The sequence below is a fragment of the Gilliamella sp. App6-5 genome (genome assembly GCF_001690525.1).
In the GTDB taxonomy this organism is placed as follows: Bacteria; Pseudomonadota; Gammaproteobacteria; order Enterobacterales; family Orbaceae; genus Gilliamella; species Gilliamella apicola_H.
This window is the reverse complement of sequence record NZ_LZGT01000008.1, coordinates 1-18,948: the sequence shown is the minus strand read 5'-3', so window position 1 is coordinate 18,948 and position 18,948 is coordinate 1. Positions and strand designations below refer to the sequence as shown.

Here is an 18,948-nt window from a genome sequence, read left to right as displayed (position 1 = left end):
AAAAAGCCTTAAAGCCATCGACGGTAGAGAAATACAAGGAGGTTAAAGTCAGTACAACAGATCCAGACAGTGGCTTTATGCATCGGGAAGGCAAGCCTAAAGGGTTCTTCTACTTAGATCACCGAACGGTTGATGGCAAACATAATTTAATTACCGATACCTATGTCACAGCTGGAAATATTCATGATTCCCAGCCTTATATGGCTCGATTAAAACGCCAGCTAGAGCGGTTTGGCTTTAATCCGGTTGGTGTCGGTCTTGATGCGGGTTATTTTACGGCTCCCATTTGCCATTTACTGCTGGCAGAGCAGATATATCCGGTGTTGGGTTATCGCCGCCCCACCCATGGTGCGAATCCCATCAGAAAAAAGCAGTTTATCTATAACAGTCAAAACGATACTTATACTTGCCCAAACGGGCAAACATTAATATATAAAACTACCAGCAGGGAAGGTTATCGTCATTATCATTCTGATGCAACAACCTGCAAAATCTGTCCGTTATTGTCACAGTGTACACAGAGTAAAAATACACAGAAAGTCATCACACGGCATATCTGGGAAGCAGATAAAGAGAAAGCCAACGAGATTCGTTTAAGTCAGTGGGGTAAAAAAGTCTATGCTCGGCGAAAAGAAACGATAGAGCGCAGGTTCAAATGCAGTGTTTATTGGCCGCAACGGCTCAAAATATCAAGAAAATAGCGATAAAGCTATTTTTGTTACGTTTTTTTAGGCTATTTTTTAATTTATTTAATAAAATCCAAATTAAAAAGCCTACTTATGGTTTAAATAAAAAAATAAACCCCGAATTATATCGAGGTTTGTCATCAATCTGAGATCAACATTAAGTTGATCTTTATTAATAAAAAATAATTAGTTTAATCTGACAGAACTATCAACACTACTTTTTAATTTATTAATAGCCTTTTTAGACGTTTTTTTTAATGTTACTTTTTTATCCACTGGTTCCATACCAAATGGGTTATTTTGCAGTGCAATTGTGAGCACCTCGTCAATCCATTTGACTGGGCGTATATCAACTTCAGATTTCACATTATCGGGGATTTCTTCCAAATCTTTTACATTATCTATTGGAATCAATACAGTTTTAATTCCCCCTCGGTGTGCAGCTAATAACTTCTCTTTTAGTCCACCGATAGGTAAAACTTCGCCACGTAATGTTATTTCGCCCGTCATTGCCACATCAGAACGAACAGGATTACCCGTTAATGTGGAAATTAGCGAAGTACACATTGCAATACCTGCACTTGGTCCATCTTTTGGCGTTGCTCCATCGGGTACATGCACATGGATATCGCGTTTTTCATAAAAATCACTACTAATACCCAATTTTTCTGCACGAGATCGAACAACTGTCAATGCCGTTTGAATTGACTCTTGCATTACATCACCTAATGAACCTGTATAAGTTAATTTCCCTTTACCTATTACACTTACTGATTCAATAGTAAGTAAGTCCCCACCTACTTCTGTCCATGCAAGACCAATAACTTGACCGATACGGTTTTCATTATCCGTTTTACCATAATCAAAACGCTGTATCCCCAAGAAATCTTTTAAGTTATCTTGTGTCACAATAACTTTCTTCAATTTGCTATCTAACGCTAATTGTTTAACAACTTTACGGCAAATTTTTGCAATCTCTCTTTCTAAACTTCGAACACCTGCTTCCCGAGTATAATAACGAATAATACCAATAATAGCTGAGTCATCAATACTAATTTCTTTTGTCTTTAACCCATTATTTTCTATCTGTTTAGTAATCAAGTACTGCTTAGCAATATTCATCTTTTCGTCTTCCGTATAACCAGAGAGACGAATAACTTCCATTCTATCCAACAATGGCGCAGGAATATTCATAGAGTTAGCGGTAGCAACAAACATCACATCAGATAAATCATAATCAACTTCTAAATAATGATCGCTAAAGGCATTATTTTGCTCTGGATCAAGCACTTCTAATAATGCTGACGCAGGATCACCTCGCATATCCGAAGCCATCTTATCAATTTCATCTAATAAAAATAATGGGTTCTTAACGCCTACTTTTGCCATACGCTGAATTAGTTTTCCTGGCATTGAGCCAATGTAAGTGCGTCTATGCCCACGAATCTCAGCCTCATCGCGCACACCACCTAAAGCCATGCGAACGTACTGGCGTCCTGTTGCTTTAGCTATCGATTGACCTAGCGAGGTTTTACCCACTCCAGGAGGTCCAACCAAACATAAAATAGGACCTTTAACTTTATTAACACGACCTTGAACTGCCAAATATTCTAAAATTCTATCTTTTACACGTTCCAGCCCATAATGATCCTTGTCTAAAACTTTTTGTGCCCCTTCAATATCTTTTTTAACCTTACTACGCTTATACCAAGGAACTTGAATCATCCAATCAATATAACTTCGAACAACTGTCGCTTCAGCAGACATTGCCGGCATCATTTTTAATTTATTAAGTTCAGCTAATGCTTTATCTGTAGCCTCTTTTGGCATTTTAGCTTTAGTAATTTTTTCTTTTAACTCTTCATATTCATCAGGTTTATTATCTATATCTCCTAACTCTTTATGAATAGCTTTAATTTGCTCATTAAGATAATACTCTTTTTGAGCCTTTTCCATTTGCTGTTTAACACGTTGTCGAATGTTTTTTTCAACTTGTAATAAATCAATTTCTGATTCCATCAATGAAATAAGCAATTCAAAACGCTTTACAAGATTAGCGGTTACCAAAATCTCTTGCTTTTGTTCGACCTTTAAAAACAGGGTAGCAGCAATAGAATCAGCCAAACGAGACGGTTCTTTAAGTAAGCGAATAGAATCAACAACTTCCTGAGTTACTTTTTTGTTAAGCTTTGAGTATTCATCAAAATTAGATAAAGTTAAGCGAATCATAGCTTCACTTATATCATCAGCTTTTTTTACTTCGCTTAATGGCTTAACTTCCGCAATCAAAAATTCATTGCTTTCCTGCTCAACAACATTAACCATCTGAGCCCGTTCAACACCTTCAACTAGGACTTTTACTGTCCCATCGGGCAATTGAAGTAACTGTAAAACGTTAGCCACAGTTCCAACTTCATATAAATCATCAATCTTTGGATCATCTTGAGAAGGATTTTTTTGAGTTACGAGAAAGACTTGCTTATCCATTTCCATTGCCCCTTCTAGGCAACGTATCGATTTACTTCGACCAACAAAGAGAGGGATTACCATATGTGGAAATACAACAACATCACGCAATGGTAAAATAGGCATAGTCATGTGGTTAGTTCGTTTTATTTTCATTTCATTCTCTCTAGTAGTACAAATCCATTAGATCAATATTGGGATCGTTTTAAGATATTCAAGCCGATCTTTCTGAATTTAAACATACACTATTTCTGGAACATTTTGACAGTATTTATGGAAACTTGACTTAAGTATTAGTTTGAGGTTATCGTTCTTGCCATCATATTTATGATGGCAAGTTTTTATTTTAAGCAGAAAGTTCAGCGCCTTCACAACGCACTAATTTCGGCGATTGGGATTTCTCAACTGTTTCTTTTTCTACAATCACTTTTTTTATAGCAGTCATTGATGGTAAGTCGTACATGGTATCTAATAATATATTTTCCACAATCGAACGCAAACCTCGCGCACCAGTTTTTCGTTGCATTGCTTTTATAGCAATAGCATCCAACGCTTCTTTAGTAAACTCAAGTTCGACACCATCTAACTCAATTAAAGTTTGAAATTGTTTAGTTAAGGCATTTTTAGGCTCAGTTAAAATATTAATTAAGGCATTTTTATCTAGTTCAGATAATGTACCTATAACGGGTAATCTTCCTATAAATTCTGGAATTAATCCAAACTTCACTAAATCTTCAACTTCAATTTGTGCTAATAATTCTGATTCAGAAACTTTATTTTTAGTGCTTTTTACATCAGCGCCGAAACCTATCCCTGTATTAGTTGACACACGATTTTCGATAACTTTATCAAGCCCACTAAATGCTCCACCACAAATAAACAAGATCTTTGAAGTATCCACTTGTAAAAACTCTTGCTGAGGATGCTTACGCCCACCTTTTGGCGGAACAGAAGCAATAGTACCCTCAATAATTTTCAATAAGGCCTGTTGAACTCCTTCACCTGATACATCTCGAGTAATAGAAGGATTATCCGATTTTCGTGAAATTTTATCTATTTCATCAACGTAAATAATCCCGCGCTGAGCTTTTTCGACATCATAGTCACAATTCTGTAATAATTTTTGAATAATATTTTCTACATCTTCACCAACATAACCAGCTTCAGTTAACGTTGTTGCATCAGCCATTGCAAAAGGTACATCTAAAAAACGAGCTAATGTTTCCGCTAATAACGTTTTACCACTACCTGTTGGTCCTATGAGCAAAATATTACTTTTACCTAATTCAACATCACTGCGACGAGCATAATTACGTAATCGCTTGTAATGATTATACACAGCGACTGCTAAAACTTTTTTTGCACGTTCTTGACCAATCACATACTCATCAAGATGTTTGCTAATTTCATGTGGTGTTGGTAATGGTTGATTAATAAACTCTTCGTGAGAAAGGAAACTTTTTGACTCTTCTTTTAGAATATCATTGCATAATCCTATGCATTCGTTGCAAATATAAATAGATGATGGTCCAGCAATAAGTTTACGGACTTCATGCTCGCTTTTACCACAAAAAGTACAATAGAGTAATTTTTCTGAACTTTCTTTATTCACTTTTACCACCTATTTAATATTAAGATCGTTTACTATATATGGCATCGACTAAGCCATATTCAACCGCTTTATCGGCAGACATAAAATTATCACGATCGGTATCTTTTTCAATCACACTAATGTCTTGACCTGTGTGCATTGCTAAAATTGTATTTAAGCAATTTTTTACCTGTAAAATCTCTTGTGCATGTATTTGAATATCAGAAGCCTGACCTTGGAAACCACCTAATGGTTGGTGAATCATTACACGAGCATTAGGTAAACAATAACGTTTACCTTTAGTACCCGCTGTTAGAAGTAATGATCCCATTGAACACGCCTGTCCTAAACAAATTGTACTGACATCTGGTTTTATAAATTGCATTGTGTCATAAATAGCCATGCCGGCAGTCACAACACCACCTGGTGAATTAATATATAAATAGATATCTTTATCAGGATTTTCAGCTTCTAGAAATAACATTTGAGCGATAATTAGATTTGCCATATTATCTTCAACTTGTCCAGTCAAAAATATAACTCGCTCTTTTAATAATCGTGAGTAAATATCGTAAGCTCGTTCGCCACGAGAGCTTTGCTCAACAACCATTGGAATCACACCCATATATGGTTCTAAAGGCATTTTTATCTCCTAATTAAACAAAATAGCCCAAACAGACGATCCTTATTTGGGCTTTGAAGTGATTTTTTAAATTAAATGAAAAAGCTAATAGATTAAGCAATTTGCTGATTCATTAATTCAGAAAACGAATAATTCTTTTCTGTTACTTTTGCACTAGCTAATAATAGATCAACAACTTGATCCTCTAATGCTACAGCTCGAATATTTTCCATCGCTTTTTTATCTTTGCGATAATATTCTAAAACTTCTTTTGGATCTTCATATGCAGTTGCAATTTCATCAATTAATACCTGAATACGCGCTTCATCCGCAGTCAATTTATTACTTTCAATAATTTCACTAAATAATAAACCAGTAGCAACCCGTTTTCTTGCCTCAGCTTCAAATAGTTCTTTAGGTAACTCCATACCTTGTTTTACATTACCACCAAAACGAGATAACGCTTGTTGACGCAATACATCAACTTCACGATCAATTAATGCCACTGGTACATCAATTTCATTATTTTTAACTAAACCATCAATAGCTTGCACTTTGACTTTATTACGGATTGTTGCATTGAGCTCACGTGTCATGTTCTTACGAACTTCAGCTCGCAGGCTTTCAACAGTTCCATCAGCAATACCAAATCGTTTAATAACATCTTCAGTAAGTTCTGGTAATTCAAGTTCTTCAACTTTTTTAAGTGTTGCCGCAAATATAGCTGGTTTACCTTTTAAATTTTCAGCATGATAATCTTCAGGGAAAGTTACATTAATATCAAATTGATCACCTACTTGATGATCAATAATTGCATCTTCAAAACCAGGAATCATACGGCCTTGACCCAATACTAATACAAAATCATTAGCCTTACCACCTTCAAATTCAACACCATCGACTTGACCAACAAAATCCAAAGTAACTCGATACTGCTCTTTAGCGGCTTTTTTAACTTCTTTCCAAGTACCTTGTTGTTTGCGTAAAGTTTCAATCATTGTTTCGATATCAGCGTCTACAACTTCTGCTACAGGCTTTTCAACTTCAATCTTGTCTAAATTCTCAACTTTGATTTCCGGATAAACTTCAAATTCAACAGTAAACGTATAGTCTTCGCCATTTTTATATTCTTGTGGTGTATAAGTTGGAGCACCTGCTGGATTTAATTTTTCTTGAATAATTGCATCAACAAAATTTCGTTGCATTAAATCACTTAATGCATCTTGCAAAATAGAAGCGCCATAACGTTGCTCAACAATTTTTAAAGGTACTTTTCCTTTACGAAAACCATCAATACGTACTTTTTTTGCAGTACTAATGAGTTCTTTATCAACCGCTTTTTTGATGTCTTCTGATTTAATTGTAATTGATAAACGTCGACCTAAACCTTGTGTTGTTTCTACCGAAACTTGCATCTTTATACCTCGAGATTATTGAATATTATCTGCCCATAATTATATAAAAATGATAACTGAGCTAAAAAATTTAAAAAATAGGCATGCATTATACCGACCGTAACCGTCTACGTCGAGACATTTAATAGTTTCTTCTCAAGCGATTTCAAACGTTTATTCATTTCGTCAATATGTAAAACTAATGAAGCCGTTTTTCGCCATACTTTATTCTTTTGTAATGGAATACCTGATGAATAAACACCCGGCTCAGTTATTGGACGCATCACCATACCCATGCCGGTCACTGTAACTTGATCACATATTTCCATATGCCCATTAATAACACTAGCACCGCCAATTAAGCAGTGACGTCCAATGGTTAGGCTTCCAGCCATAATAACACCACCCGCTACCGCTGTATGATCACCAATAATATCGTTATGAGCTATTTGGCATTGATTATCAATAATCACACCATTACCTATGACAGTATCATCTAACGCACCACGATCGATTGTTGTTGAGGCACCAATTTCAACATTATTACCAATAACAACACGACCTAATTGGGGAATTTTAATCCATTTCCCTTTATCATTTGCATAACCAAAGCCATCTGCACCAATTACAGTGCTTGATTGAACTAAGCAATTTTCGCCAATAACACAATTATGATAAACTGAAACATTGGCCCACAATTTTGTACCTGCACCTATTGTTGTATTTTTACCAATAAAGCAACCAGCTCCAATAATACAATTATCACCTAATACAACACCACTTTCGATAACTGCATTAGCACCTATCGAAATATTGCTACCTAGCTGAGCAGTTGAATCAATAACTGCCGTTGGTGCAATATCTTTTGCTGGTGTTGGCGTTGTATCAAGAATCTGCGCTAATTTTGCATATGCAAGATAAGGATTTTTTACAATAAGAGCAGCCCCGTTCCAATGTTCAAGGCTTTCTTCAGTCATGACAATAGCAGAAGCTTTACACTCTAATAAATTACTTTGTAACTTTTTATCAGACAAAAAAGTAATTTGCCCAAATACTGCACTTCTCATTGATGCTATACCGGTGATAGTTAAATTACCATCACCATGTAACTTAGCATCAAGTTGCTCAGCCAGTTGCGCTAAACGAAAAGTAAACATTATTATTTAACCTTTTCCAGCACTTTATCTGAAATATCAACTGCATCTGAAGCTGATAATGTTGCTTCGGCTTTTAAGATAATATCGTACTTTTCTGTTGCAACAATATCTTTTACAGCCTCTTGGATTTTAGTTAATAATTTGCCTGCTTCTTCAGTTTCACGTTTACGATAATCCGCAGAAAACGCCTTCGCTTTATTTTCAAAATCAGAAATTGTCTTATTTAATTTCGTCTTTTCAGAAGAAGACAATGTTAAACCGTCTTTCTTTAGACGAGCGGCTGCTTCGCCTGCCTTTTTTTCTTCTGCTTGTAATGATTTAGCTCTTGCTTCAAATTCACTATCCAATGCTTTACCAACCGATTCGCGTTGAGGCATTCGCTGTAATACTGACATAACATCAACGACACCAATTTTAACTTCAGCATTTGCAAAACCTGCAAATAGTAATGCTACACTAACACCAAAAACAGATATAATTTTTTTCACTTTAATCACCTATATTTTTATTTATAACATGGAATTACCATGTAGAACCTATATTAAATTGGAACTGTTGCGATGAGTCACCATCATACTTCTTAAATGGTTGAGCATAAGAGAAAACTAAAGGGCCTAATGGTGACATCCACTGAACCGCAAGACCTGCTGACATTCTAATATCCGATGGTGAACTATAATCAGGCATATTATGCCCTTTTAAGGCCCACTCGGTATCCCATACAGTACCTGCATCAAAAAATAGCGATGTTCTAATGTTATCAGCATATTTTTCGCTAGCAAATGGAGTTGGAACAATCAGTTCAGTACTGGCAAAAGCGATGGCGTTACCGCCTACTGCGTCTTTTGATTTTGTGCATCCAGATGTATTTTCTAAGCTATCACAAACACCACTTTTATTAAGGTATACCGCTTTAGGCCCAACAGTATTTGATTTGAAACCACGTAGTACTGACGCCCCACCGGCATAGAAGTTTTCGTAAAATGGTAGCTCTTTACCACCAAAACCACCGCCATAGCCAAATCGAGCACGAGTTAGGAAGATCCAATTATGGTCATTATCAATTGGGTAATAGTAAGAGGCATCTGAAACTAGTTTATAGAAGCGATTATCAAACAATGGTACTGTGGCTTTAGCACTAGCAGTCATCTTTAGACCATCTGTTGGGAAGAACCCACGATCTAGAGAGTTATAAGTCCAATAAGCATTTAACAATAAGTCATTGGTATCAAAAGAAATAGAATTTCTGTCTTTTACATTTTTGCCCACAGATTCAAAATAACGCCACATACCGTATTGCGCTTGCATATCGGACAACTTATGATTGGCATATTCAGTACCAAAACGAACAAAGTTATTTTCACTAATTGGAAAACCTAAATTAGCAGAAGCCCCCCAAGTCTTACTTGAGTATTCAGACTCATCATCTTTATCGTCATTTTTATAGGTATTATAATAAATACTACCACCTAGGCTTACACCATCAACCGTAAAATAAGGGTCAACGATAGAAATAGACGCAGTTTTATCAGTATCAGTAGTGTTAATATCAAATGAGACACTATTGCCTGTACCTAACCAGTTATCTTGAGAAATACCCGCATTGAAACTAAGACCACTATCAGAACCGATACCTACACCAAATTTGATACTACCTGTATTACGTTCAGCAACTTTATAAATAATATCAACTTGATCATCGACACCAGACACTCGTTCGGTATTTGCTTCAACAGTATCAAAAAAACCAAGACGACTTAAACGCTCTTTCCCTAACTCAACTAAACCATTACTTAGCCAAGCTCCTTCCATTTGACGAAGCTCACGACGGATTACGCTTTCGCTTGTTACCGTATTACCAACGATTTTAATATTACGAACATAATAACGTTGACCAACATCAACCAGTATATTTAATTTAACTGTATGTGCACTATCATCCATTTCTGGTTGGATTGAAACTCTAGGATATGCATAACCAAAATTAGCAAGTAAACGCTTAACCTTATCTTCAATTTCGGTAATTTTTTTACCATTATAGAGTTCACCAATTGATACTTTTTCATTAGCAATTTTGGCAATCGCTTCTTTATGACCAGCAAAATTACCCATCAATTCCAGTTTGGATAGTTTATACTGTTCACCCTCATGAATATTGATTGTCACGTAAATGCCTTTTTTGTCTGGCGTTAAACTAACTTGAGTTGACTCGATATTAAAACGAGCATAACCGCGGTTTAAGTAAAAACTTTGCAATTCATCTAAATCAGAAGCTAATTTTTGTTTTTGATATTTACGATCGCCAAGCATGTTCCACCAAGGTACTTCATCGCGCAAAGTAAAACGCGAAATAAGTTCTTCTGATGAAAACGCTTTAGCACCAACAATGTTGATCTGATCAATTAATGCCGATTTACCTTCAGCAACAACTAGCTTTAAATCGACACGATTACGAGATAGCGGGGTGACAACAGCTTTAATTTGAGCATTATATTTACCAACACTGTAGTAAAAATCTTCTAGCCCCTTTTCTATACCAGAAAGCATTGTACGATCTAATGCTTCACCTTCACGAATACCAGAACTATCTAGATTCTTTTTAAGCATGTCATTTTTGACGGATTTATTACCAGAAAAAGTTATGCTAGCTATCGTCGGGCGTTCTTGCACATGAACAATTAGTCTGTCGCCATCACGAGAAACAGTAATATTATCAAAGTTACCACTAGAATACAGTGATTTGATGATACGACCTAAATCAGCTTCATTAACATAATCACCAACTTGGATTGGCATTTCAAGTAGTGCTGCGCCAAGAGTGACACGCTGTAAACCTTCGAATTTGATATCTTTTACTACAAAATCATCAACACAAAATGCATTGGAACTATATACAGCTGTAGTACCAAACAGCAAAGATGCTATAAGTAATTTATTTATTTTCATCGTAAATGTTTATAACCTCATCCCATCACAATCGTAAAATATCATTAAATAGTGCAATTCCCATTATTACCATTAATAAAACAAACCCAATCCGAAAAAAACGCTCTTGTGATTTATTTGATAAAGCACGTCCTTTTATCTTTTCAAATAATAAAAAAACAAAGTGTCCGCCGTCTAATATAGGTAATGGAACAAGATTGATAACCCCCAAACTTATACTAATAAAGGCTAGAAAATATAAGTAAGGGGAAAAACCATAACTTGCTGTTTGCCCTGCGCTTTTTGCGATCGTTATTGGTCCTGATAAATGTTGTAGACCAATAACACCAGTTACTAATTGATAAAGCGAACGAACAGTTAACTTTGTAGTTAACACAGTTTGCGCTATACCTTTATTAAATCCTTCTAAAAAACCATACCGTACAACTCTTGCATCAGAAGTGGGATATAAACCAGCAACACCTTCTCCGTTTTTTTTGATTGTTGGTACGAGTTTAAGATAAATATTTTTATTTTCTCGATTAATCTCTAAAATCATTGCTTGAGCTTTTTTAATTGTACTAGAAAAATCATTCCAATCTACATATGATTGATTATTATAACCAATAATTTTATCACCAACACGTAAACCTGCTTGTTCTGCAGCGGAACCAGATACAATTTTACTCACTATTGGAGAAATTTCCAACTTTTTAGGTACAAATCCAAATGCGGTCATCGCCGAGTCTTTTTCTATATCAAAATACCAATTACTAATATCTACACTTTTTTTAACTTCTTTTTGATCACCACCATCAGTACCATCAATATAAGAGAAAGTAACATTAGCCTTCCCCATTGCACTAATTAAAGCTAAATTAACATCATTCCAAGTTTCTACTTTAACATTATCAATGGTTTTCAATTCAGCACCAGCTGGAATTGCTACAGTGGCAGCAGGTGTATTTGGTATCACGTCTTTTATTTTAACAGGGTAAGTTACAGCACCTGTCAAAAAAATAACCCAATAGATAATCAAAGCTAATACGAAATTAGCAAATGGACCTGCAAAAATAATTGCCGCTCTTTGCCAAATTTTCTTTTGATCAAATGCAAACTTTTCGTCATTGCTTGATAATGTTGTTGCTCTACCGTCGAGCATTTTAACATAACCACCCAGCGGAATCATAGCAATTACCAATTCGGTTCCACTTAAAAATTTATAAGACCACAATTTTTTACCAAAGCCTATAGAAAAACGTTCAACGCGAACTTTGCATAAACGAGCAACGCAAAAATGCCCAAACTCATGAATAGTAACTAATATACTCATGGTAATAACAAATAATAATAGTGACCACAACAAAATCTATCACCTTTTATAATATGTAAAAAGATAATGCAGCAAAAACAGGAACTGCAGCAGTTAAACTATCAATGCGATCTAAAATTCCACCATGTCCAGGAATTAAGTGACCACTATCTTTAATACCGGCTTCACGCTTAAACATACTTTCAGTTAAATCACCTAAAACTGAAACTAAAATTGCTAACAAAGAGCTAATAAAAAATGTGCTAAATGCAATATTGAATATGTTGAACATATAAACAATTACACTAAGTACAATTGCCAAACTAACCCCGCCAATAAAACCTTCTACAGTCTTTCCTGGCGAGACTTTTACTGCTAATTTCCGTTTACCAAAAGTTCGCCCTGCAAAATAAGCACCAGTATCTGTCGCCCATACTAGCACAAAGACATAAAGCAACCAAATTGCACCTGTATAAGAATTAGAATTATAGTTTATTGATCTTAATTCAATCATACTAATAAAAAACGGCACTAGCGTAAAAAAAACAAATAACAATTTTATAACAATTGAATTGCCCCAATATTTAGTAGTAGCAGGATAGCTACCCACTAAAAACAACGCAATTAGCCACCATACAATCGATAAAGATAAAATAGTGGTATATAGCCTTATTTTTAACTCAACTGAATTTGGAATCAAATAAAGCAGACTTAATAAAATGGCGATTGAAAAGGCAAAGATTAATCTTGAGGGCTTTTTAGTAATATGAAGAAACTGAGCCCACTCCCACGCGGCTAACCCACAAACTAGAATGATAGTTAAAGAAAATAGAGATAATGGAAGAAAAAAAAGAACCACTATTACAAGCGGAATCAGCACAATTGCAGCAAGTATACGATGGATTAACATAAGCGTTCCTTATTATGAAGGCCACCAAAACGTCGCTCTCTGGTATTAAATACATTGATTGCTTCATCGAATAAATTTTGGTTAAAATCAGGCCATAAAGTATCTGTAAAATAGAGTTCAGAATAAGCAATTTGCCATAACAAAAAGTTACTAATTCGGTATTCACCGCCAGTGCGAATAACTAAATCAACTTCAGGAAATTCACTCATACACATTGCTGAAGCAAAACGATCTTCTGTCATTTCATCTAACGTGATTTCGCCTTTTGCAACTTGCATAGCCATTTTTTTAGCTGACTGCAAAATATCCCAACGACCACCGTAGTTGGCAGCAATATTGAGTACTAGACCCGAATTATTTTTGGTTAAATTTTGAGCTTGAATAATCATATTTTGTAAATTTTCACTAAAGCGAGAAATATCACCAATAATATTTAAGCGAACGTTATTTTTATTCAAACTTTTAATCTCTCGATTTAAAGCATAAATAAAAAGAGAAATTAGGGCTGAAACCTCATTGGGTGGACGCCTCCAGTTTTCGCTACTAAACGCATATAAAGTAAGAACTTTTATATTTAGGCTTACGGCATGAGTCACAATTTTTCGCACAGCCTTTAAGCCTGCTCGATGACCACTTGCACGCATTTGATTACGCTCTTGCGCCCAGCGACCATTGCCATCCATAATTATAGCCACATGACTTGGAATACATCTTTTTTGTGTCATGTGATATCTCGTATTGTATCAATCATTGTAGTAATTATATTATTTTGGTCAATTAACGTGTACCATAAACGACAATCGTTTTACCATGTGCAGAAATCAAATGTTGATCTTCAAGCATTTTTAAAATTCGTCCAACTGTTTCACGTGAACAACCAACAATTTGGCCGATTTCTTGACGTGTGATTTTGATTTGCATACCATCAGGATGTGTCATTGCATCAGGTTGTTTTGCAAGGTTTAAAAGTGTTTGCGCAATACGCCCTGCAACATCTAAAAATGCTAAATTACTCACTTTTTCAGATGTAACTTGTAACCGACTTGCCATTTGGCTAGCTAAGCGCATTAAAATATCAGGATTGACTTGAACTAGTTGCTTAAACTTTTTGTATGAAATTTCGGCCACTTCACAGCTTGTTTTAGCTTTAACCCAAGCACTCCGTTCGGTATCTTCTTCAAAAAGACCTAATTCACCCAAAAATTGATTTTGATTTAAATAAGACAAAATCATTTCATTGCCTTCGTCATCTTTAATCAATACTGCTACAGAACCTTTTAAAATATAATAGAGAGTTTCTGCTTTTTCGCCTTGGTGTATAAGGGTACTTTTAGCTGGATATTTATGAATATGGCAATGAGATAAAAACCATTCTAACGTTGTATCCGATTGCTGTTTACCAATCATTATGCCTACCTCTCCATTTAATTTACAACTTATACACTATAACAAAGTTAAGCAATAAATTATATACTAAGCAACAATGATTTTAGCCATTATTTAACGGGTTTAATATCTATTGTTTCATGTAACTGTGACCAAAAAATAGCGACGGTGCCATTAATTAATTGAGATTTTACTTCATCAACCTTTTCTTGGAGTGATTTTTCTTGTAAACCGTAGTCGGTACCTTCACGTAATACAAAATATTCAATTAGATTATTTAATGTGTGTGGATCAAGATCTTGCCAAGGGATAATCATACTTATAACGGTGATTTAAAGATTGTGGTTATTTTATAGCAAAGCTTAAATAATATGAAGTATTACAAGATACTTGATATTAAATAAAAAAACCACTCCAAAGAGTGGTTTTATTTTGTACAGTGATATAATCAAACTTCAAATTATTCTTAATCAACTGTAGGTTCAGCTGTAGGTTCAGCTGTAGATTCAGCTGTAGTTGTGCTAACTTCAAGTTGATAACCTTGAGCACCAGCCTTGTAGGCAGTGTTGTACATTGAGTTATGAGATTTTTGACCAAGATCACTACTACCTAGTACAATTGTAGTGCCTTCAGCTAACACGTCATCTTTTGCACCGACACCTTCATATTCACCTTTAAGCTTCCATACAAAACTAAATGAAGAAGTGAAATCCTGACCTGCATTATCTAAAACTACAGCTGTAAATGTTTCACCATATTGAGGTGCAACAGCTTGAGTACTATAGTCCACTTTATTCACAGCTACACTGTTTTCCACTTTGTAAATAGCAATTCTGAAGTCATCAGATAAAATTGGACCGGTAGGTTCAGGAAGATCAACAGGGTCAGTACTAGGACCTGGTTTATCACCATCTTTAGGTGGTGTTTTTGGTTTTTCTGGGCTAGGTGTTGGGTTTGCTGAGTTCCAAATATTAGCAACCCTTAACCACTCACCATTACTCGGTAAACCAAACTCAGTTCTTTCTTGTAAAGTGAAACCAATTTTAGTTGCACCTGCAAATTTGCCATCAAGTTTGATTACAATCTTACCTTTTTCTCGGCTAGCCTCAAGATCTTTTCTTTCTATATCTTTCCAAGCATCCCCTACTTTAACATGGAGTGTAAGTGATTCTAAGATCTGTCCTGTATCTTCATCACCATCATCATCTTTTAAATCAAATGAGATAACCATATATTGACCAACTTTGATTGGATCAGTTTTGCCAAGTAGGTTTTGACCTTTATCGTCAGAGGCAAATTTTACAGTAAGAGTATGTGCTTCTGCACCACTAGACTTAGAATAAAGCACTGGAGCATTACCGCTAATTGCACTTTGAGTATTAGCAACTAACGCAAACGCACTGCTTGATGCATAGCCGGCAAGTAAAATACCGAATGCTATTTTTTTGATTGTTAAATTATTCATGTTTAACTTCCTATTTTATTTCTAAATTAACATGTTGTATTTATATAAATACACCATTTTTGTTGGTGTTCCCTATTATAGACTACCGAAATCATTCGCTAGCCTAAAATCTATTACTCTACAAACCTTTTATCACTATCAGTTAACAACTACTTGTAATTTAAATCCTTGATCTCCAGCACATGCTAGTTGCGATACATTTATTGGTTCTAAATTTAAATATGTTGGTGCTCCATCAACCTTATCGATACTTCTGCCTAATGATGCATAACTGTTTGTTTTTAAACTTTTTATTGTGTAGTGAGCATCTTCTCCCATGGCAACATTAAACCATGGACCATTGGCATTTGATAATGCGTCAGGTAACTTAGCTGTTGCAGCTTGACCTGGACAGGCTTCTTCATTTGAACCTATCAGAGACCAAATAACAAAAGGCTTCACAATTTCTGTTATACCATCAGAAGCATAAGCTTTAACATAATATTCGCTATCGACTTTCCACTCTTTTGGTCCCTGAGGATCAAATGCAAGTAAGTGGCCGTCTTGTTGAGCAACTAATGTACCATCTTTGCGATAAACTTTTAATAACCCTGCTTTACCACCAGAAAAATCTACAGACGCCTTGTTAAATGAAGCACCAAACTGATCAATCTCGATAGAAAAATCAATGATACCCTCAACGTTTGAGGCAACATCTAGAGTATAACTGTCACCAATTACTTCTATACCAGCTGCTGTCGAGGCTTTAGCTGATACTTTTTGTCCTTTTTTGACTTTTTCAAAAGACTTAACAATAACGCATAGTTCTTGCTCAGGACAAGCGTTGACATTTCCAGATGTACCATTAATTAGCGCTATCTTTTTACCATTACTTGTTGCTGTCCAACCTTTTAGCACCGATTCAAAAGTGTTCGGTATACGCTCCATAAGTCCTTCGTCACTAAAACCATCGACATCTTGCCCTGATGCAATCGAACCATCGGTAGTCTTAGGTTTAACCAATGTTGCCAATACTGTTACTGCACTTACACCATCAGCTGGGTTCATCACCATTGCAGTTTTATTTCCACCTTTATCTACTGCCCATACCCCAATTTTACGCATTGCTGGATCTGGCATTACTTCAAAACTAATTGAGTTGGATGTTGCAGATTTATTGCGACTATCTGTAACTGAAACCGATAAAGAGTATCTACCATTTGTACTCGCAGGACGGCGCTGACCATTTTCATCAACATAACTAGGCGCAACAATTTTCCAGTTACTTGTGTCAACTGGTGGATTCAGCCACGAAGAAGCAGAACATACCCCTGCTGTTGCGCATAAAAAACCGCCACCGGCATCAATTTCTAGCATATCGCCAGACCATGCTATACTTGATAAGTTCTTAGCGTTATGAACACTGATACTTAATGGATAAGTTTGTCCTTCAATTAACTGAGGTTGTTCAAGCCCCAAATCAACCGACATTTTCTTTTCTTTATACTCAAGAACGATATAATTATTACGGTCAACTAAATCATAACGGCTACCCTTCAAAGAACGCGCAGATTGAACCATATCTGGATCTAACTGGTCTTTCAGCGGTGTACCTATACGATAGTTCATTGTTAATTCAGCTTTAGTGGCCTTTTTGTTATCTTGACCTCGTTTATGTTCTGCCTTAATTGTGAAAAGTGGAACTGGCGTATAATCAAGACCAACTGTAATTGCTCTTGGATCTTTTTGTAGATTGTCTTTACCAAATAAAGCGACTTTATCACCAAAGTATTGTTCATACATAAGCGATCCACCTAAATGTGGATATTGCGGTAAATAACCTTGGAATCGAATATCAAAACCTCTTGCAGCACGTTCTAAATAATCATCAAAATCTTTAGAATCTTTCCAATCTGATAAAGGATGATAATAGTTAGCCGCAAATTTCATATAATCACTCCACGCCTCAGCACCAATACCTAAACGGTTATGCGAACGTTGGAAATCATGGTCAAAAAATACGTTATAACCCAGTAACCATTTTTTATCGGCCACATCCCAACGCTGACCAATACCAAAGTTACCTATTCGACGATTATGTTCATATTCTTGAAATGATATTTGACTAAATATTAACGTATCTTCAGTGTCATACCATGGGCTAAATAATTTTAGGTTAACGTTATTAAATTCGCCTTTATCACTTAAATCAAATTGTAATTGAGCAGTACCAAAGCGACCTAAAAAATCTTGAACTGCATTACGAGCAGGATCAACAATTTGATTTTTAACGCTATTACGTACATAACTTTCTGCGTAATCTTTACCTCTGTTTTTCAGTTGTCCAGATAAACCACCATTATCTGACGATGTTAATTGCTTCCAGTCCTGACTAGCTAAGGTTTGCAATGTTGAAGCGACTTGGCTTGCAAGTGCGTCTTTGTCTTTTTTAACATCATAGTTATCATCGGAACCTAACTGAGGCAAATTGGCATGCTGATCATCTTTGTCATCTTTTATTTTTATTGCAGGTAATAAAGGGGAATTTTCTGGTAAGACTAAGCGTTCACCAACCTCAACAACATCTTTTTTATCAAAACGCCCTGCATTCATTGTGCGTAATTCTGAAATAGAGATACTACTTAAAAGTGCAATTTGATAAAGACTACGTTGTTGATTATTAATCATCTCGCGAGCTTTTGAGCCGTCTTTTAATTCAATTATCTTATTACTATCTACAGGACCTTGCGATACCTGAACATCAGTAGCAAAAGCAGATTGCCATCCTAGTGTAGCAATTACAAATGCAGAGATAATTGTTAAATTAAGATTCTTTCTCATCTTAACATTCCTTATATTTCACCGACAAAGCGCATCACATGTAATGTCTTGTTAATACCTATTTGTCTTTATTAAATATCAACGTGATTATTTATTTTTATACAATTAATTTTTTAGATAACTTTTTCTTTAAGTTTCTTTACAAAGTTTTTCTCAACTTTTGTGATTCTATTACAAAAAAGTCATAAATCAAAATATTTTATTATTTTTTTTT

14 protein-coding genes and 1 pseudogene are annotated in these 18,948 nt (G+C 35.4%); 1 reads left to right on the top strand and 14 read right to left on the bottom strand.

Going from position 1 to position 18,948, the window contains the following annotated elements; genetic code table 11:
- Nucleotides 1-835 (top strand): annotated as a pseudogene (locus A9G24_RS01415) (transposase); the annotation flags it as partial.
- A gap of 37 nt (nt 836-872) precedes the next feature.
- Here A9G24_RS01415 and lon read toward each other — a convergent pair.
- The 14 genes from lon to A9G24_RS01345 all read right to left on the bottom strand — a co-directional run bounded on the left by lon (nt 873) and on the right by A9G24_RS01345 (nt 18,734).
- The gene (lon, locus tag A9G24_RS01410) at nt 873-3,308 is read right to left on the bottom strand and encodes an endopeptidase La (protein WP_081303031.1); all 2,436 of its coding nucleotides are present in this window, start codon (nt 3,306-3,308) and stop codon (nt 873-875) included.
- Between the two features lie 190 nt (nt 3,309-3,498).
- Nucleotides 3,499-4,764: an ATP-dependent protease ATP-binding subunit ClpX gene (gene clpX / locus A9G24_RS01405; RefSeq protein ID WP_218056180.1), complete on the bottom strand. Its 1,266-nt coding sequence runs from the start codon at nt 4,762-4,764 to the stop codon at nt 3,499-3,501.
- Between the two features lie 19 nt (nt 4,765-4,783).
- Nucleotides 4,784-5,386 (bottom strand): ATP-dependent Clp endopeptidase proteolytic subunit ClpP, encoded by a 603-nt coding sequence (gene clpP, locus A9G24_RS01400; RefSeq protein WP_065637443.1) that lies wholly within the window; start codon nt 5,384-5,386, stop codon nt 4,784-4,786.
- Between the two features lie 92 nt (nt 5,387-5,478).
- Nucleotides 5,479-6,780: a trigger factor gene (gene tig, locus A9G24_RS01395; protein WP_065637442.1), complete on the bottom strand. Its 1,302-nt coding sequence runs from the start codon at nt 6,778-6,780 to the stop codon at nt 5,479-5,481.
- Nucleotides 6,781-6,887: 107 nt separating this feature from the next.
- Nucleotides 6,888-7,916 carry a UDP-3-O-(3-hydroxymyristoyl)glucosamine N-acyltransferase gene (lpxD, locus tag A9G24_RS01390; RefSeq protein WP_065637441.1) on the bottom strand — a complete coding sequence of 343 codons (1,029 nt, stop codon included), beginning with the start codon at nt 7,914-7,916 and terminating at the stop codon, nt 6,888-6,890.
- 2 nt (nt 7,917-7,918) lie between these two features.
- Nucleotides 7,919-8,404 carry an OmpH family outer membrane protein gene (locus A9G24_RS01385; RefSeq protein WP_065637440.1) on the bottom strand — a complete coding sequence of 162 codons (486 nt, stop codon included), beginning with the start codon at nt 8,402-8,404 and terminating at the stop codon, nt 7,919-7,921.
- Nucleotides 8,405-8,438: 34 nt separating this feature from the next.
- On the bottom strand, nt 8,439-10,862 hold the full coding sequence (bamA, locus tag A9G24_RS01380; RefSeq protein ID WP_065637439.1) for an outer membrane protein assembly factor BamA: 2,424 nt from the start codon (nt 10,860-10,862) through the stop codon (nt 8,439-8,441).
- Nucleotides 10,863-10,887: 25 nt separating this feature from the next.
- A complete protein-coding gene (gene rseP / locus A9G24_RS01375; RefSeq protein WP_081303029.1) occupies nt 10,888-12,207 on the bottom strand; it encodes an RIP metalloprotease RseP in 1,320 nt (439 codons plus the stop codon).
- 13 nt (nt 12,208-12,220) lie between these two features.
- Nucleotides 12,221-13,063, bottom strand: a complete 843-nt coding sequence (locus tag A9G24_RS01370; protein ID WP_065637438.1) for a phosphatidate cytidylyltransferase — start codon at nt 13,061-13,063, stop codon at nt 12,221-12,223.
- Nucleotides 13,057-13,788, bottom strand: a complete 732-nt coding sequence (locus A9G24_RS01365; protein WP_065637437.1) for an isoprenyl transferase — start codon at nt 13,786-13,788, stop codon at nt 13,057-13,059. Before A9G24_RS01365 ends, A9G24_RS01370 begins: the two co-directional genes overlap by 7 nt.
- A gap of 52 nt (nt 13,789-13,840) precedes the next feature.
- Entirely contained in the window at nt 13,841-14,473 is a 633-nt protein-coding gene (gene crp, locus A9G24_RS01360) for a cAMP-activated global transcriptional regulator CRP (RefSeq protein WP_065637436.1), read from the bottom strand.
- Nucleotides 14,474-14,559: 86 nt separating this feature from the next.
- Nucleotides 14,560-14,766 (bottom strand): YheU family protein, encoded by a 207-nt coding sequence (locus tag A9G24_RS01355; RefSeq protein ID WP_065637435.1) that lies wholly within the window; start codon nt 14,764-14,766, stop codon nt 14,560-14,562.
- Nucleotides 14,767-14,915: 149 nt separating this feature from the next.
- Nucleotides 14,916-15,914: a hypothetical protein gene (locus A9G24_RS01350; RefSeq protein WP_065637434.1), complete on the bottom strand. Its 999-nt coding sequence runs from the start codon at nt 15,912-15,914 to the stop codon at nt 14,916-14,918.
- A gap of 138 nt (nt 15,915-16,052) precedes the next feature.
- Nucleotides 16,053-18,734, bottom strand: coding sequence for an inverse autotransporter beta domain-containing protein (locus A9G24_RS01345; protein ID WP_065637433.1), 2,682 nt, complete (start codon nt 18,732-18,734; stop codon nt 16,053-16,055).
- Nucleotides 18,735-18,948: the final 214 nt, after the last annotated feature.

Excerpts from the sequence above, each read along its gene's own strand:
- lon (WP_081303031.1), bottom strand. The coding sequence starts at position 3,308 with ATGAAAATAAAACGAACTAACCACATGACTATGCCTATTTTACCATTG.
- clpP (WP_065637443.1), bottom strand. The coding sequence starts at position 5,386 with ATGCCTTTAGAACCATATATGGGTGTGATTCCAATGGTTGTTGAGCAA.
- tig (WP_065637442.1), bottom strand. The coding sequence starts at position 6,780 with ATGCAAGTTTCGGTAGAAACAACACAAGGTTTAGGTCGACGTTTATCA.
- lpxD (WP_065637441.1), bottom strand. The coding sequence starts at position 7,916 with ATGTTTACTTTTCGTTTAGCGCAACTGGCTGAGCAACTTGATGCTAAG.
- bamA (WP_065637439.1), bottom strand. The coding sequence starts at position 10,862 with ATGAAAATAAATAAATTACTTATAGCATCTTTGCTGTTTGGTACTACA.
- A9G24_RS01370 (WP_065637438.1), bottom strand. The coding sequence starts at position 13,063 with ATGTTAATCCATCGTATACTTGCTGCAATTGTGCTGATTCCGCTTGTA.
- A9G24_RS01365 (WP_065637437.1), bottom strand. The coding sequence starts at position 13,788 with ATGACACAAAAAAGATGTATTCCAAGTCATGTGGCTATAATTATGGAT.
- A9G24_RS01355 (WP_065637435.1), bottom strand. The coding sequence starts at position 14,766 with ATGATTATCCCTTGGCAAGATCTTGATCCACACACATTAAATAATCTA.
- A9G24_RS01350 (WP_065637434.1), bottom strand. The coding sequence starts at position 15,914 with ATGAATAATTTAACAATCAAAAAAATAGCATTCGGTATTTTACTTGCC.
- A9G24_RS01345 (WP_065637433.1), bottom strand. The coding sequence starts at position 18,734 with ATGAGAAAGAATCTTAATTTAACAATTATCTCTGCATTTGTAATTGCT.